The sequence below is a fragment of the Streptomyces sp. NPDC126503 genome, from assembly GCF_040302405.1.
Lineage (GTDB): Bacteria > Actinomycetota > Actinomycetes > Streptomycetales > Streptomycetaceae > Streptomyces > Streptomyces gulbargensis.
Window position 1 is genome coordinate 168,163 of record NZ_JBEORS010000009.1, and the last position, 15,189, is coordinate 183,351.

General features: G+C 72.8%; 13 protein-coding genes. All 13 read left to right on the forward strand.

The features are described from left to right. The first annotated feature begins 44 nt into the window (after positions 1 to 44). The 13 genes from nrtL to glyA all read left to right on the forward strand — a co-directional run bounded on the left by nrtL (position 45) and on the right by glyA (position 15,168). Entirely contained in the window at positions 45 to 1,019 is a 975-nt protein-coding gene (nrtL, locus tag ABTY40_RS14965) for an ArgS-related anticodon-binding protein NrtL (protein WP_352059867.1), read from the forward strand. Positions 1,020 to 1,035: 16 nt separating this feature from the next. After that, positions 1,036 to 2,427, forward strand: coding sequence for a diaminopimelate decarboxylase (gene lysA, locus ABTY40_RS14970; protein WP_352059868.1), 1,392 nt, complete (start codon positions 1,036 to 1,038; stop codon positions 2,425 to 2,427). 140 nt (positions 2,428 to 2,567) lie between these two features. Further along, the gene (locus tag ABTY40_RS14975; RefSeq protein WP_345285575.1) at positions 2,568 to 3,860 is read left to right on the forward strand and encodes a homoserine dehydrogenase; all 1,293 of its coding nucleotides are present in this window, start codon (positions 2,568 to 2,570) and stop codon (positions 3,858 to 3,860) included. A gap of 6 nt (positions 3,861 to 3,866) precedes the next feature. Next, a complete protein-coding gene (thrC, locus tag ABTY40_RS14980) occupies positions 3,867 to 4,937 on the forward strand; it encodes a threonine synthase (RefSeq protein ID WP_352059869.1) in 1,071 nt (356 codons plus the stop codon). Positions 4,938 to 5,217: 280 nt separating this feature from the next. Continuing rightward, positions 5,218 to 6,135, forward strand: coding sequence for a homoserine kinase (thrB, locus tag ABTY40_RS14985; RefSeq protein ID WP_345285571.1), 918 nt, complete (start codon positions 5,218 to 5,220; stop codon positions 6,133 to 6,135). Between the two features lie 470 nt (positions 6,136 to 6,605). Further along, entirely contained in the window at positions 6,606 to 8,657 is a 2,052-nt protein-coding gene (gene rho, locus ABTY40_RS14990; RefSeq protein ID WP_502990586.1) for a transcription termination factor Rho, read from the forward strand. 227 nt (positions 8,658 to 8,884) lie between these two features. Further along, positions 8,885 to 9,979, forward strand: coding sequence for an LCP family protein (locus ABTY40_RS14995; protein WP_352059871.1), 1,095 nt, complete (start codon positions 8,885 to 8,887; stop codon positions 9,977 to 9,979). A gap of 179 nt (positions 9,980 to 10,158) precedes the next feature. Then, the gene (gene rpmE / locus ABTY40_RS15000) at positions 10,159 to 10,383 is read left to right on the forward strand and encodes a 50S ribosomal protein L31 (RefSeq protein WP_030761597.1); all 225 of its coding nucleotides are present in this window, start codon (positions 10,159 to 10,161) and stop codon (positions 10,381 to 10,383) included. Positions 10,384 to 10,478: 95 nt separating this feature from the next. Then, on the forward strand, positions 10,479 to 11,555 hold the full coding sequence (gene prfA / locus ABTY40_RS15005) for a peptide chain release factor 1 (RefSeq protein WP_345285562.1): 1,077 nt from the start codon (positions 10,479 to 10,481) through the stop codon (positions 11,553 to 11,555). A gap of 54 nt (positions 11,556 to 11,609) precedes the next feature. After that, entirely contained in the window at positions 11,610 to 12,455 is an 846-nt protein-coding gene (gene prmC / locus ABTY40_RS15010) for a peptide chain release factor N(5)-glutamine methyltransferase (protein WP_309052004.1), read from the forward strand. Between the two features lie 34 nt (positions 12,456 to 12,489). Then, entirely contained in the window at positions 12,490 to 13,137 is a 648-nt protein-coding gene (locus ABTY40_RS15015) for an L-threonylcarbamoyladenylate synthase (protein ID WP_345285560.1), read from the forward strand. Beyond that, complete coding sequence (locus tag ABTY40_RS15020; RefSeq protein ID WP_345285558.1) at positions 13,134 to 13,802, forward strand: arsenate reductase/protein-tyrosine-phosphatase family protein; 669 nt, start codon at positions 13,134 to 13,136, stop codon at positions 13,800 to 13,802. Before ABTY40_RS15015 ends, ABTY40_RS15020 begins: the two co-directional genes overlap by 4 nt. A gap of 118 nt (positions 13,803 to 13,920) precedes the next feature. After that, positions 13,921 to 15,168, forward strand: coding sequence for a serine hydroxymethyltransferase (gene glyA / locus ABTY40_RS15025; protein WP_352059872.1), 1,248 nt, complete (start codon positions 13,921 to 13,923; stop codon positions 15,166 to 15,168). Positions 15,169 to 15,189 lie beyond the last annotated feature (21 nt).

The window sequence follows — 15,189 nt, forward strand, 5'->3', positions numbered from 1 at the left end:
AACCGGTTCGCGCTCCGCCCCCCCTCCTCCCCTAGGCTGGTCCCGTGACCCCCGCGGACCTCTCCCTCACCGTGCTGCACGCCGTGCGCCGCGCGGTCGGCGACGGTGCGCTGCGGGTGGACGAAGCGGCCGTGCCGCGGGTGAAGGTGGAGCGGGCGCGCGCCGGGGGGACCGGGGAGTACGCCAGCAGCATCGCCCTCGCCCTCGCCGGGCCCACCGGGCTCAGCGCCCTCGACGTCGCCGGGATCCTGAAGGAGCGGCTGCGCGACGCCCCCGGGCTGGGAGCCGTGGAGATCACCGGACCCGGGTTCCTCAACTTCACGCTCCGGCGCGAGGCGGGCGGCGAGCTGATCCGTACCGTCCTCGGCGCCGGGCTCTCGTACGGGCACGGCAGCGCGCTCGCCGGGACCACCGTCCGCCTCGCCGAGCCGGCCGAGGAGCGGGCCCGGATCGTCACCGAGACCGTCGCACGGCTGCTCCGCGGCCAGGGCGCCGACGTCACGTACGGGGAAGGGGACGGCGAGCGGATCCCGGTACGGCCCGGGGCGTACGACCCCCACACGCTCGGGACCGACGCGGCCCGCTGGCGCCTCCTGCGCGCCGCCCCCCAGGACCGGCCCCTCGACGGGCCGCCGCTCCTCGTCCAGCACGAGCGCAACTCCCTCTTCCGCGTGCGGTACGCCCACGCGCGCGCGTGCCGGCTGCTCGTCAACGGTCGGCAGCTCGGCATCACCCCCGCGTACGAGACCGGCGTCGACGCCCCCGCACTCCTCGGCGCCCTCGGCGACCACCCCGCCGCCCTGCTCGCCGCGGCCCGCCTCCGCGCCCCCGACCGGGTCGCCCGGCACCTCGAGAGCACCGCCGACGCGCTGCTCGCCTTCCAGCACACCGTCCTGCCGCTCGGCGACGAGAAACCCTCGGCCGCCCACCGCTCCCGGCTCGCGCTCGCCGAAGCCGCCGGGACGGTGCTCGCCGGTGGCCTCTTCGTGCTCGGCATCAGCGCACCCGACCGGATCTGAAAGAGCAGAGCCAGACATGAGCCGTTCCGCCCACCCCGCAGGCCCCCGCCACGCCGACGTCCTCCCCGAGGGCCACTACAGCGCGCCCCCCGCCGACCTCAACGCGCTCGACCCGAAGGTCTGGGCGCGGACCGTGGCGCGGGACGAGCGGGGGGTCGTCACCCTCGGCGGGCTCGCCGTCACCGACCTCGCCGAGGAGTTCGGCACCCCCGCCTACTTCCTCGACGAGACCGACTTCCGGGCCCGCTGCCGCGCCTGGGCGGAGGCCTTCGGCCAGGACGCCGACGTGTTCTACGCGGGGAAGGCGTTCCTGTCCCGCGCGATCGTGCGGTGGCTGCACGAGGAGGGCCTCAACCTCGACGTGTGCTCCGGCGGCGAGCTGACGACCGCGCTGTCGGCGGGCATGCCCGCCGAGCGCATCGCCTTCCACGGCAACAACAAGAGCGAGGAGGAGATCCGCACGGCCGTCGAGGCCGGTGTCGGGCGCGTCGTCCTCGACTCCTTCCAGGAGATCGTCCGCGTCGCCCACATCGCGCAGTCCCTCGGCAAGCGGCAGCGCGTGCAGATCCGGGTGACGGTCGGCGTCGAGGCGCACACCCACGAGTTCATCGCGACCGCCCACGAGGACCAGAAGTTCGGCATCGCCCTGGCCGGCGGGCAGGCCGCCGAGGCGGTCCGCAGGGCCCTGAAGCTCGACGGCCTGGAGCTCATCGGCATCCACTCGCACATCGGGTCGCAGATCTTCGACATGGCCGGCTTCGAGGTGTCCGCCCGCCGCGTCGTCCAGCTCCTCGCCGAGGTGCGCGACGAGCACGGCGTCGAGCTGCCCGAGATCGACCTGGGCGGCGGCCTCGGCATCGCGTACACCTCCGACGACGACCCGCGCGAGCCGCACGAGATCGCCAAGGCCCTCGGCGAGATCGTGAGCCGCGAGTGCGAGGCCGCCGGGCTGCGCACGCCGCGCATCTCCGTCGAGCCGGGCCGCGCCATCGTCGGGCCGACCGCCTTCACCCTCTACCGGGTCGGCACGGTCAAGCCGCTCGAAGGGCTGCGGACGTACGTCAGCGTCGACGGCGGCATGTCGGACAACATCCGCACCGCCCTCTACGACGCCGAGTACAGCGTGAGCCTCGTCTCCCGCACCAGTGACGCGGAGCCCATGCTGTCCCGGGTGGTCGGAAAGCACTGCGAGAGCGGTGACATCGTCGTACGGGACGCCTTCCTGCCGTCCGACGTGGCGCCCGGCGACCTGATCGCCGTCCCGGCCACGGGGGCGTACTGCCGCTCCATGGCCAGCAACTACAACCACGCGCTCCGGCCGCCCGTCGTCGCCGTCCGGGACGGCGAGGCGCGGGTCATCGTGCGGCGCGAGACGGAGGAAGATCTCCTGCGTCTCGACGTCGGCTGAGGAAATGGTCGCGTGATGAAATAGGCCGAGTGATGAAATCGATGTCTCACGATCCGGACATGGGGCGGAAACGCCCGTCCGGTGAGTGAGACTGGACCCACCGTAGAAATACGAAGCCGAAGTACGAGAAACGAGGTCGGATGATGCGTACGCGTCCGCTGAAGGTGGCGCTGCTGGGCTGTGGAGTGGTCGGCTCAGAGGTGGCGCGCATCATGACGACGCACGCCGACGACCTCGCCGCGCGCATCGGCGCCCCGGTCGAGCTCGCCGGCGTGGCGGTCCGCCGCCCGGACAAGGTCCGTGAGGGCATCCCGGCCGAGCTGATCACCACCGACGCCACCGCCCTGGTCAAACGGGGCGACATCGACGTCGTCGTCGAGGTCATCGGCGGGGTCGAGCCGGCCCGCACCCTCATCACCACCGCCTTCGAGCACGGCGCCTCCGTGGTCTCGGCCAACAAGGCGCTCCTCGCCCAGGACGGCGCGACGCTCTACGCCGCCGCCCAGCAGCACGGGCAGGACCTGTACTACGAGGCGGCCGTCGCCGGCGCCATCCCGCTGATCCGGCCGCTGCGCGAGTCCCTCGCCGGCGACAAGATCAACCGGGTGATGGGCATCGTCAACGGCACGACCAACTTCATCCTCGACAAGATGGACACCTCCGGCGCCGGCTACTCCGAGGCGCTGGACGAGGCCACCGCCCTCGGATACGCGGAGGCCGACCCGACCGCCGACGTCGAGGGCTTCGACGCCGCCGCCAAGGCCGCCATCCTCGCCGGCATCGCCTTCCACACGCGCGTGCGCCTGGACGACGTCTACCGCGAGGGCATGACCGAGGTCACCGCCGCCGACTTCGCCTCCGCCAAGCAGATGGGCTGCACCATCAAGCTGCTGGCGATCTGCGAGCGGGCCGCCGACGGCGGCTCCGTCACCGCGCGCGTGCACCCCGCGATGATCCCGCTCAGCCACCCGCTGGCCTCCGTCCGCGAGGCGTACAACGCGGTCTTCGTCGAGGCGGAGGCCGCCGGGCGGCTCATGTTCTACGGCCCCGGCGCCGGTGGCTCTCCGACCGCCTCCGCCGTCCTCGGCGACCTGGTCGCCGTCTGCCGGAACAAGCGGGGCGGGGCCAACGGCCCCGGCGAGTCCGCGTACACCCAGCTGCCCGTGAGCCCCATGGGCGACGTGGTCACGCGGTACCACATCAGCCTCGACGTGGCCGACAAGCCGGGCGTCCTCGCCCAGGTCGCGACGGTCTTCGCCGAGCACGGCGTGTCGATCGACACCGTCCGTCAGACGGGCAAGGACGGCGAGGCCTCCCTCGTCGTCGTCACCCACCGCGCGCCCGACGCCGCCCTCTCGGGGACGGTCGAGGCGCTGCGCAAGCTCGACACCGTGCGCGGTGTCGCCAGCATCATGCGTGTTGAAGGGGAGTAAGGACCCATGACCAGCAAGGGCACCCACCAGTGGCGCGGCATCATCGAGGAGTACCGGGACCGTCTTCCGGTCACGGACACGACGCCGGTCGTCACGCTCCGTGAGGGCGGTACGCCGCTCGTTCCCGCTCAGGTCCTCTCCGAGCGCACGGGATGCGAGGTGCACCTCAAGGTCGAGGGCGCCAACCCCACCGGTTCCTTCAAGGACCGGGGCATGACCATGGCCATCACCCGGGCCAAGGAGGAGGGCGCGCAGGCCGTCATCTGCGCGTCCACCGGCAACACCTCGGCCTCCGCCGCCGCCTACGCGGTGCGGGCCGGGATGGTCTCCGCCGTCCTGGTGCCCCAGGGCAAGATCGCGCTCGGCAAGATGGGCCAGGCCCTCGTGCACGGTGCGAAGATCCTCCAGGTCGACGGCAACTTCGACGACTGCCTGACGCTGGCCCGCTCGCTCTCCGAGAACTACCCGGTGGCGCTGGTCAATTCGGTCAACCCGGTCCGCATCGAGGGCCAGAAGACCGCCGCGTTCGAGATCGTGGACATGCTCGGCGACGCCCCCGACATCCACGTCCTGCCCGTGGGCAACGCCGGCAACATCACGGCGTACTGGAAGGGGTACACCGAGTACGCCGCCGACGGCCTGGCCGCCCGCCGGCCGCGCATGTGGGGCTTCCAGGCCTCCGGTTCCGCGCCGCTCGTGCGCGGCGAGGTCGTCAAGGACCCGTCGACCATCGCCACCGCGATCCGCATCGGCAACCCGGCCTCCTGGGACCACGCGATCGCCGCGCGCGACGCCTCGGGCGGCTTCATCGACGAGGTGACGGACCGTGAGATCCTGCGCGCCTACCGGCTGTTGGCCGCGCAGGAGGGCGTCTTCGTGGAGCCCGCCTCGGCCGCCTCGGTCGCCGGCCTGCTGAAGGCCGCCGAGCAGGGCAAGGTCGACCCGGGGCAGCGGATCGTCTGCACCGTCACCGGCAACGGCCTGAAGGACCCCGACTGGGCCGTGGCCGGCGCGCCGCAGCCGGTCACCGTCCCGGTCGACGCCGCGGCCGCCGCCGAGCGCCTCGGTCTGGCCTGATTCCACCCCCCTCCCCCCGCTCCGGCCGGGGGAGGGGAGCTGATCGATACCCGATCAGGAACGTACATAGGCGCACAGGTTGGCCCGCGACACGCATCGTGCGCCTCCTGTGCGCCCTATGTCGCCACAGAACCTTCCTTCGATAGGCTGTACCGAACCCGCCCCGCCGCATATGCGCGGTGTCTTGCCGTTGTCGCCCCCCAGGCCGAAACGGTCCCCCGGGTTCCCGTTTACTTCTCTTGAAATACCCGTTGTCGCAATCAAGGAGAGTCATCGAGCGATGGCCGGTCCAGCGTTCCGCGCCGCCGCCGTACGGGTGCGCGTCCCCGCCACCAGCGCCAACCTCGGCCCGGGCTTCGACGCCTTCGGTCTGTCGCTGGGGCTCTACGACGACGTGGTCGTCCGGGTCGCCGACTCCGGGCTGCACGTCGACATCGCCGGGGAGGGCGCCGAGACGCTCCCGCGCGACGAGAGCCACCTGCTCGTACGCTCCCTGCGCACGGCCTTCGACCTGCTCGGCGGACAGCCGCGCGGCCTCGAGGTCGTCTGCGCCAACCGCATCCCGCACGGCCGGGGCCTCGGCTCCTCCTCGGCCGCCATCTGCGCCGGCATCGTCGCCGCCCGCGCCGTGACCATAGGCGGCGACGCCAAGCTCGACGAGGCCGCCCTGCTGGAGCTCGCCACCGAGATCGAGGGCCACCCCGACAACGTCGCCGCCTGTCTCCTCGGCGGCTTCACCCTCGCCTGGACCGAGGCCGGCGCCGCCCGCGCGATCAGGATGGACCCCTCGGACTCCATCGTTCCGGTGGTCTTCGTCCCCGGAAAGCCGGTCCTGACCGAGACCGCCCGCGGACTGCTGCCGCGCACCGTCCCGCACGTGGACGCCGCCGCCAACGCGGGACGCGCCGCCCTCCTCGTCGAGGCCCTGACCCGCCGCCCCGAGCTGCTGCTCGCGGCCACCGAGGACCGGCTGCACCAGGAGTACCGGGCCCCGGCGATGCCCGAGAGCATCGCCCTCGTGAACCGGCTGCGGGCGGACGGCGTCCCCGCGGTCATCTCCGGCGCGGGCCCCACCGTCCTCGCGCTGGCCGAGCACGGGACGGCCGACAAGGTCGCCCTTCTCGCGGGTGAGGGATGGGCCGCCAACCGGCTCGACCTCGACACGGCGGGAGCCGGCGTGCTCCCGCTGGCGCCCTAGGGCGCGTCCCGCGGATCGGGCCGAGAGCCCGGCGCGATCCGGGGGGAACGCCCTGACGGGCGGTGTTCCGGACGCCCGGCGGCGTCCGGACACGGGATTGCCGGTGATGGAGAGGGGGAATGTTTGTTGGAGCCGGTAGTGTTAACCTCAAGTCTGCACCCGACCTCTTTGTGGCGCGGTGCGCAGTGTCCCCTTAGGGACCACCCATTCTTCCGGGAGCCTCCCCAACTGCCAGAGCAGCCCGCCTGAGCAGTTTCGAGCACGCTCCGGAACCGGCACGACACCCCTCGCTTCTCTCAGCCGAGGGCCGAGCAGGGGGCGCTCGGGCCGGACCCCAGCACGTTTTCTCTCTTCCGCCGTACCCGGCGGGACCACCGCCCCGGACACGGTCCACCAACCAGGACCCTGCCGGACAGCACAACCGGTCGCCGAGCCAGATGGCCGACGTCCGCTCCAGGGAAGGACCCTTCGTGAGCGACACCACCGATCTGATGGGCGTGACTGCCGACAACAGTGTCGACACCGCCGCGCCCGCCGCAGGTGCTGCCAGTGGCGGCACCGCACGGCGCCGCCGCTCCGGCACCGGCCTCGAGGGCATGGTCCTGGCCGAGCTGCAGCAGGTCGCGTCCGGCCTCGGCATCAGGGGCACCGCGCGGATGCGCAAGAGCCAGCTGATCGAGGTCATCAAGGAGGCGCAGGCCTCGGGCCCCGCCGCCGCCAAGACCGCCGACGCCGCCGAGACCAAGCCGAAGCGTCGCGCCACCTCCAAGGCCCGTACGGGTGAGGCCGCCGAGAACGGCGCGCCGCAGGCGGAGAAGGCCGAGCCGGCCGTCGCCCAGCAGCAGATCGACATCCCGGGCCAGCCGGCCGCCGACGACGCCCCGGCGGGCGAGCGCCGCCGCCGCAGGGCCACCGCCCCCGCCGGTTCGCCGGAGGGCGAGGCCAAGGCCGAGGCCGCCCAGGCCGTCAGGACCGAGACCCGTACCGCCGAGACCCGTACGGCCGAGGCCCGCACCGAGGCCCGCGAGGCCAAGCCGGACACCCAGAACGCCGACGCCAAGGCCGAGGCCGCCGTCGACGGCGCCGAGGGCCGGGGCCGCCGTGACCGCGGGGAACGGGGCGAGCGCGGTGACCGCCGCGACCGCCGTGACCGCCAGCGCGACCGCGGCAAGGGCGACGACCAGCAGGGCGGCGGCCAGGGCGGCCAGCGCAAGGAGCGCCAGGGCCAGCAGCAGGGCGGCGGCCAGCAGGCCGGCCCGCAGGACGACGGTTACGACGACGAGGCCGGCGGCCGCCGGGGCCGCCGCGGACGCTACCGCGACCGCCGCGGGCGCCGTGGCCGCGACGAGTTCGCCGCCGGCGAGCCGCAGGTCTCCGAGGACGACGTCCTGATCCCCGTCGCGGGCATCCTGGACATCCTCGACAACTACGCGTTCATCCGGACCTCCGGCTACCTGCCCGGTCCCAACGACGTGTACGTCTCCCTCGCCCAGGTCCGCAAGAACGGCCTGCGCAAGGGCGACCACATCACGGGCGCCGTCCGGCAGCCCAAGGAGGGTGAGCGCCGCGAGAAGTTCAACGCGCTGGTCCGCCTGGACTCCGCCAACGGCATGGCCGCCGACTCCGGCCGCGGCCGCCCGGAGTTCAACAAGCTGACCCCGCTCTACCCGCAGGACCGCCTCCGTCTGGAGACCGACCCGGGTGTGCTGACCACGCGGATCATCGACCTCGTGTCGCCGATCGGCAAGGGCCAGCGCGGTCTGATCGTGGCCCCGCCGAAGACCGGCAAGACCATGATCATGCAGGCGATCGCCAACGCGATCACCCACAACAACCCCGAGTGCCACCTGATGGTCGTCCTGGTCGACGAGCGTCCGGAAGAGGTCACCGACATGCAGCGGTCGGTCAAGGGCGAGGTCATCTCCTCGACCTTCGACCGCCCGGCCGAGGACCACACCACCGTCGCCGAGCTGGCCATCGAGCGCGCCAAGCGCCTCGTGGAGCTGGGTCACGACGTGGTCGTCCTGCTCGACTCCATCACCCGCCTGGGCCGCGCGTACAACCTCGCGGCGCCCGCCTCCGGCCGCATCCTGTCCGGTGGTGTCGACTCGACCGCGCTCTACCCGCCGAAGCGCTTCTTCGGCGCCGCGCGCAACATCGAGGACGGCGGCTCGCTGACCATCCTGGCCACCGCGCTGGTCGACACCGGCTCGCGCATGGACGAGGTGATCTTCGAGGAGTTCAAGGGCACCGGCAACATGGAGCTCAAGCTCGACCGGAAGCTCGCCGACAAGCGCATCTTCCCGGCCGTCGACGTCGACGCCTCGGGTACGCGCAAGGAGGAGATCCTGCTCGGCAGCGAGGAGCTCGCCGTCACCTGGAAGCTGCGTCGCGTGCTGCACGCGCTCGACCAGCAGCAGGCGATCGAGCTGCTGCTCGACAAGCTCAAGCAGACGAAGTCGAACGGCGAGTTCCTGATGCAGATCCAGAAGACGACTCCGGGAGCCTCGAACAACGACTGACGTGAGACTCGCGTCACAGCGCGCGAGGAGGGCTCCGAAGCCCGCGACCCGGCCCCCGGAGCCGTAACCCCCTCGTGACCTGCGTCGACCGCCGCGCCCGCCGTGCCTCCGCACGGCGGGCGCGGTGCGTTTCCGGCCCTTGCGCCACGGCACCGCACAGGTCCGTATGCAACTCTTTCGGGCGATTCGCCGTCACAGAAGGTGAACCGAGGGCCCGAGGGAAGACGATGACCGAGCAGAACAAGAGCGGCCGCATACCCGGTGCCGGCACCGGACGCCGCCGCAAGCCGCCCGCCGCACGCCGCCGCACCGGCGTGCTCCTCGCCGGCGCCGCCGCGGTCCTCGTCCTGGCCGGCGCCGGACTCGGCTCCGTCTACCTCCGCCTCGACGGCAACCTCCAGGGCGTCGACATCAACGCCCAGCTCGGCGGCGACCGCCCCGACGACCTCGCCAACGGCTCCCTGGACATCCTCGTCCTCGGCTCCGACTCCCGGGCCGGCGACAACGCCGCCTACGGCACCGACGAGGGCGGCGCCCGCTCCGACACCGCGATGGTCGTCCACGTCCACGACGGCCACACCGAGGCCTCCGTCGTCTCCATCCCGCGCGACACCCTCGTCACCCGCCCCGCCTGCGCCGACTCCACGGGCACCACCGTCCCCGGCGCGCGGCGGGCCATGTTCAACACCGCGTACGAGGTCGGCGGCCCCGCCTGCGCCGTCAAGACCGTCGAGGCGATGTCCGGCATCCGCATGGACCACTACATCGAGGTCGACTTCACGGGCTTCAAGAAGCTGATCGACGAACTCGGCGGCGTCCAGATCACCACCACCCGCGCCATCAAGGACACCAAGAGCCACCTCGACCTCGCCCCCGGCACCCACACCCTCGACGGCGAGCGGTCCCTGGCCCTGGTCCGCACCCGCAAGAGCGTCGGCGACGGCAGCGACCTCGGCCGCATCCAGCTCCAGCAGGCCTTCATGAAGGCCTTCCTGGCCCAGGTCAGGAGCGTCGGCGTGCTCACCAGCCCCACCAAGCTCCTCGGCCTCGCCGACGCCGCCACCAAGGCCATCACCCCCGACTCCGAGCTGGACTCCGTCAAGGAACTCACCGGCTTCGCCCGCGGCCTCTCCGGCATCGGCGCCGACCAGGTCCACATGATCACCCTCCCGGTCGTCTACGACCCCCGCGACCCCAACCGCGTCATCCCGCTGGAAGCCCGCTCCCAGCAGGTCTGGGCCGCCCTCAGGGCCGACCGGCCGGTCCCCGCCGCGGCCACCCGGGACGCCGCCACCGGCAAGGCCGACGGGGTCGTGCGCTGATCCCCGGCGGCTCCCCGTCCGGCCTCGGACGAGCCCGGGAACAGCCCCGGAATAATCGGCGGCGCCCCCCGGTTTGGGGAGATGCGGCCAGTCCTGGCAGACTGGTACGTCGGCCCCGGTTCACGTCCGGCCGCAACCCGCGGCGACGACCCGGAGCCCTCCCGAAACTAGGAGACACCTTGAAGCGCGAGATCCACCCCGAGTACGTCGAGACCCAGGTCAGCTGCACCTGTGGCGCGTCGTTCACCACCCGTAGCACCCTGACCGAGGGCACCATCCGTGCCGAGGTCTGCTCCGAGTGCCACCCGTTCTACACGGGCAAGCAGAAGATCCTCGACACCGGCGGCCGCGTCGCCCGCTTCGAGGCCCGCTTCGGCAAGGCCGCCGGCTCCGCCAAGAAGTAGCGAGCCCCTGCGCCGGTCCACGGCTGCCCCGCGCGGGCGGCCGGGACCGGCGCTTTGGCGTCCCGTAGCAACTGACGAAAACCCAGGAGCCCCCGATGTTCGAGGCGGTCGAGGAACTGGTCGGCGAGCACGCCGACCTCGAGAAGAAGCTCGCAGACCCGTCGGTCCACGCCGACCAGGCGAACGCGCGCAAGCTGAACAAGCGGTACGCCGAGCTGACTCCCATCGTCGCCACCTACCGCTCCTGGAAGCAGACCGGCGACGACATCGAGACCGCCCGCGAGCTGGCCCACGACGACCCCGACTTCGCCGCCGAGGTGAAGGTGCTGGAGAAGCAGCGCGAGGAGCTCACCGACAAGCTCCGCCTGCTCCTGGTCCCCCGTGACCCCAGCGACGACAAGGACGTCATCCTGGAGATCAAGGCCGGCGCCGGCGGCGACGAGTCCGCCCTCTTCGCCGGCGACCTGCTCCGCATGTACCTCCGCTACGCCGAGCGCGTCGGCTGGAAGACCGAGATCATCGACGCCACCGAGTCCGAGCTCGGCGGCTACAAGGACGTCCAGGTCGCCGTGAAGACCAAGGGCGGCAACGGCGCCACCGAGCCCGGCCAGGGCGTCTGGGCCCGCCTCAAGTACGAGGGCGGTGTGCACCGCGTCCAGCGCGTCCCCGCCACCGAGTCGCAGGGCCGCATCCACACCTCCGCCGCCGGCGTCCTCGTCACGCCCGAGGCCGAGGAGGTCGACGTCGAGATCCACGCCAACGACCTGCGCATCGACGTCTACCGCTCGTCGGGCCCCGGCGGCCAGTCCGTCAACACGACCGACTCCGCCGTCCGCATCACCCACCTGCCGACCGGCATCGTCGCCTCCTGCCAGAACGAGAAGAGCCAGCTCCAGAACAAGGAGCAGGCCATGCGCATCCTCCGCTCCCGGCTGCTCGCCGCCGCGCAGGAGAAGGCGGAGGCCGAGGCCGCGGACGCGCGCCGCAGCCAGGTCCGCACCGTCGACCGCTCCGAGAAGATCCGGACGTACAACTACCCGGAGAACCGCATCTCGGACCACCGCGTCGGCTTCAAGGCGTACAACCTCGACCAGGTCCTCGACGGCGAACTCGACGCGGTCATCCAGGCCTGCGTCGACGCCGACTCCGCGGCGAAGCTCGCCGCGGCCTGAGGCCCCGCCCGAGGCACCCCTCAAGCCCCACCCCCCGCACCACGGAGGACCAGCGTGAACCTGCTGCTTGCCGAGGTGGCCCAGGCCACCCAGCGGCTGGCCGACGCCGGCGTTCCCTCACCGCGTTTCGACGCCGAGGAGCTCGCCGCGTTCGTGCACGGCGTCAAGCGGGGGGAGCTGCACAACGTCAAGGACGCGGACTTCGACGCCCGCTACTGGGAGGCGATCGCCCGCCGCGAGGCCCGCGAACCGCTCCAGCACATCACCGGGCGGGCGTTCTTCCGGTACCTGGAGCTCCAGGTGGGCCCCGGGGTCTTCGTGCCCCGCCCGGAGACCGAGTCCGTGGTCGGCTGGGCGATAGACGCCGTCCGGGCCATGGACGTCGTCGAACCCCTCATCGTCGACCTGTGCACCGGCTCCGGGGCCATCGCCCTCGCCATGGCCCAGGAGGTGCCGCGCTCGCGCGTGCACGCCGTCGAGCTGTCCGAGGACGCGCTCGTCTGGACGCGCAAGAACGCCGAGGGCTCGCGCGTCACCGTCCACCAGGGCGACGCGCTGACCGCCCTGCCCGAGCTGGACGGCCAGGTCGACCTGGTCATCTCCAACCCCCCGTACATCCCCCTCACCGAGTGGGAGTACGTCGCGCCCGAGGCCCGCGACCACGACCCGGAGATGGCCCTCTTCTCCGGCGAGGACGGCCTCGACACCATCCGGGGCATCGAACGCACGGCCCACCGCCTGCTGCGCCCCGGCGGCCTCGTCGTCATCGAGCACGCCGACACCCAGGGCGGGCAGGTGCCGTGGATCTTCAACGAGGAGGCCGGCTGGGCCGACGCCGCCGACCACCCGGACCTGAACAACCGGCCGCGTTTCGCGACCGCCCGCAAGGCGACACCATGACCCAGCACGACGCGTACGAGGAGGACCGGAGCTGATGGCTCGGCGATACGACTGCAACGAGGCGACCGACCGCAAGGCCGGGCTGCGCGAGGCCGCGTCCGCCGTCCGCCGCGGCGAGCTGGTCGTGCTGCCCACCGACACCGTGTACGGGATCGGGGCGGACGCCTTCAGCAGCGAGGCCGTCACGGACCTGCTGGCCGCCAAGGGCCGGGGCCGTGGCATGCCCACGCCCGTGCTCATCGGCTCCCCGACCACCCTCCACGGCCTCGTCACGGACTTCTCCGAGCAGGCCTGGGAGCTCGTCGACGCCTTCTGGCCCGGCGCCCTCACCCTGGTCGCCCGCCACCAGCCGTCCCTGGCGTGGGACCTCGGCGACAGCCGGGGCACCGTCGCCCTGCGCATGCCGCTGCACCCGGTCGCCATCGAACTCCTCACCGAGGTCGGCCCCATGGCCGTCACCTCGGCGAACACGGCCGGAAACCCGGTGCCGGAGGACTGCGACGCCGCCCAGCAGATGCTCGGTGACTCCGTCTCGGTCTACCTCGACGGCGGCCCGACGCCCGGCAACGTCCCCTCCTCCATCGTCGACGTGACGGGCCCGGTGCCGGTGCTGCTGCGCGAGGGCGCGCTGACCCCGGACGAGCTCCGGAAGGTCGTACCCGACCTCGAGGTGGCCAATTGACCGCCCCTGAGGGGCGTGGCATAGCGGGGTACGACGACGGCAACACCTTCCGCATCCTCCACGTCAGCACCGGCAACGTCTGCCGCTCGCCGATCACCGAGCGGCTGACCCGCCACGCCCTGAGCGTCCGCCTCGGCGAACGCTCCCCGGGCCACGCCGGGGACCCCCTCGGCGGCCTCATCGTGGAGAGCGCGGGCACCTGGGGCCACGAGGGCGCCCCCATGGAGGCCAACGCGGAACTGGTCCTCGCCGACTTCGGCGCGGACTACAGCGGCTTCGTCGGCCGCGAGCTCCTCGACGAGCACGTCATCCGCGCGGACCTCGTCCTCACGGCGACCCGCGACCACCGGGCCCAGGTCATCTCCATGGGCCACTCGGCGGGGCTGCGCACCTTCACCCTGAAGGAGTTCACCCGCCTGGTCCGCGCGATCGACCCGGCCACACTCCCGGACCCGCGCGACGAGGGCGTGGTCGAACGCGCCCGCGCCCTGGTCCGCGCCGCCGCCGCCCTGCGCGGGTGGCTCCTGGCCCCCTCGGCGGAGGCGGACGAGGTCAACGACCCGTACGGCGCCCCGATCACCTTCTTCCGCTCCATCGGCGAGGAGATCAGCCAAGCGCTCGACCCCGTCGTGACGGCGCTGACGGGGGTCCCGGGGGAGCGCTGAAGGGCCTGCCGCAGGGCCAGGACACGGGCCGCGGACACGGCTGGGCGGCGTGGGCGGGCGGGGGCGCGGCGGCGTGCCTACATTGGGGGGTGACACCCCTCCACGTCCGGAGTCAGCCATGCCGGTCACCGCGCCCCCCGCAGAGGAAATCGACGTCCTGCGCCGTCAGGACCCGGAGATCGCCGACGTGCTGCTCGGGGAGGCGCGGCGGCAGGCGGACGGGCTGCAGCTGATCGCGGCCGAGAACTTCACCTCGCCCGCCGTCCTCGCCGCGCTCGGCTCCCCGCTCGCCAACAAGTACGCCGAGGGCTATCCCGGCAACCGCTACCACGGCGGCTGCGAGTACGCCGACGCCGCCGAGCGGATCGCCGTCCAGCGGGCCACCGCCCTCTTCGGGGCGGAGCACGCCAACGTGCAGGCCCACTCCGGCTCCTCGGCCGTGCTGGCGGCCTACGCGGCCCTCCTGAAGCCCGGGGACACCGTCCTCGCCATGGGCCTCGGCCACGGCGGCCACCTGACGCACGGTTCGCCCGCGAACTTCTCCGGCCGCTGGTTCGACTTCGTCCCGTACGGCGTCGACGCGGAGACCGGTCTCGTCGACTACGAGCAGGTCGCCGCCCTCGCCCGCCACCACCGGCCCAAGGCGATCGTCTGCGGCTCCATCTCCTACCCCCGCCACCTCGACCACGCCGTCTTCCGCGAGATCGCCGACGAGGTCGGCGCCTACCTCATCGCCGACGCGGCCCACCCCATCGGCCTGGTCGCCGGCGGGGCCGCCCCGAACCCCGTCCCGTACGCCGACGTCGTCTGCGCCACCACGCACAAGGTGCTGCGCGGCCCGCGCGGCGGCATGATCCTGTGCGGCGAGGAGCTGGCGGACCGGATCGACCGCGCGGTCTTCCCGTTCACGCAGGGCGGCGCCCAGATGCACACGATCGCCGCCAAGGCGGTGGCCTTCGGTGAGGCGTCCACTCCGGCGTTCAGCGCGTACGCCCATCAGGTGGTCACCCATGCGCGGGTTCTCGCCTCCGCATTGGAGGCCGAGGGCTTCGCCGTCACGACCGGCGGCACCGACACCCACCTCATCAGTGCCGACCCGGCCCCGCTCGGCGTCGACGGCCGCACCGCCCGCGCCCGGCTGGCCGCCGCCGGGATCGTGCTCGACACCTGCGCCCTGCCGTACGGGGACGGGCGCGGGATCCGGCTGGGAACGGCCGCCGTCACCACGCAGGGGATGGGCGTCCCGGAGATGGCGCGGATCGCCGCCCTGTTCGGCCTCGCGCTGCGGGACGACGGCGCGCAGGCGGCCCGCGTCCGGGCGGAGGTACGCGAGCTGACCGGCGGATTTCCCCCGTACGGGCACTGAGCCGGCGCCGGCCGGAACCGT

Excerpts from the sequence above, each read along its gene's own strand:
- lysA (WP_352059868.1), top strand. The coding sequence starts at position 1,036 with ATGAGCCGTTCCGCCCACCCCGCAGGCCCCCGCCACGCCGACGTCCTC.
- ABTY40_RS14975 (WP_345285575.1), top strand. The coding sequence starts at position 2,568 with ATGATGCGTACGCGTCCGCTGAAGGTGGCGCTGCTGGGCTGTGGAGTG.
- thrC (WP_352059869.1), top strand. The coding sequence starts at position 3,867 with ATGACCAGCAAGGGCACCCACCAGTGGCGCGGCATCATCGAGGAGTAC.
- thrB (WP_345285571.1), top strand. The coding sequence starts at position 5,218 with ATGGCCGGTCCAGCGTTCCGCGCCGCCGCCGTACGGGTGCGCGTCCCC.
- ABTY40_RS14995 (WP_352059871.1), top strand. The coding sequence starts at position 8,885 with ATGACCGAGCAGAACAAGAGCGGCCGCATACCCGGTGCCGGCACCGGA.
- prfA (WP_345285562.1), top strand. The coding sequence starts at position 10,479 with ATGTTCGAGGCGGTCGAGGAACTGGTCGGCGAGCACGCCGACCTCGAG.
- ABTY40_RS15015 (WP_345285560.1), top strand. The coding sequence starts at position 12,490 with ATGGCTCGGCGATACGACTGCAACGAGGCGACCGACCGCAAGGCCGGG.
- glyA (WP_352059872.1), top strand. The coding sequence starts at position 13,921 with ATGCCGGTCACCGCGCCCCCCGCAGAGGAAATCGACGTCCTGCGCCGT.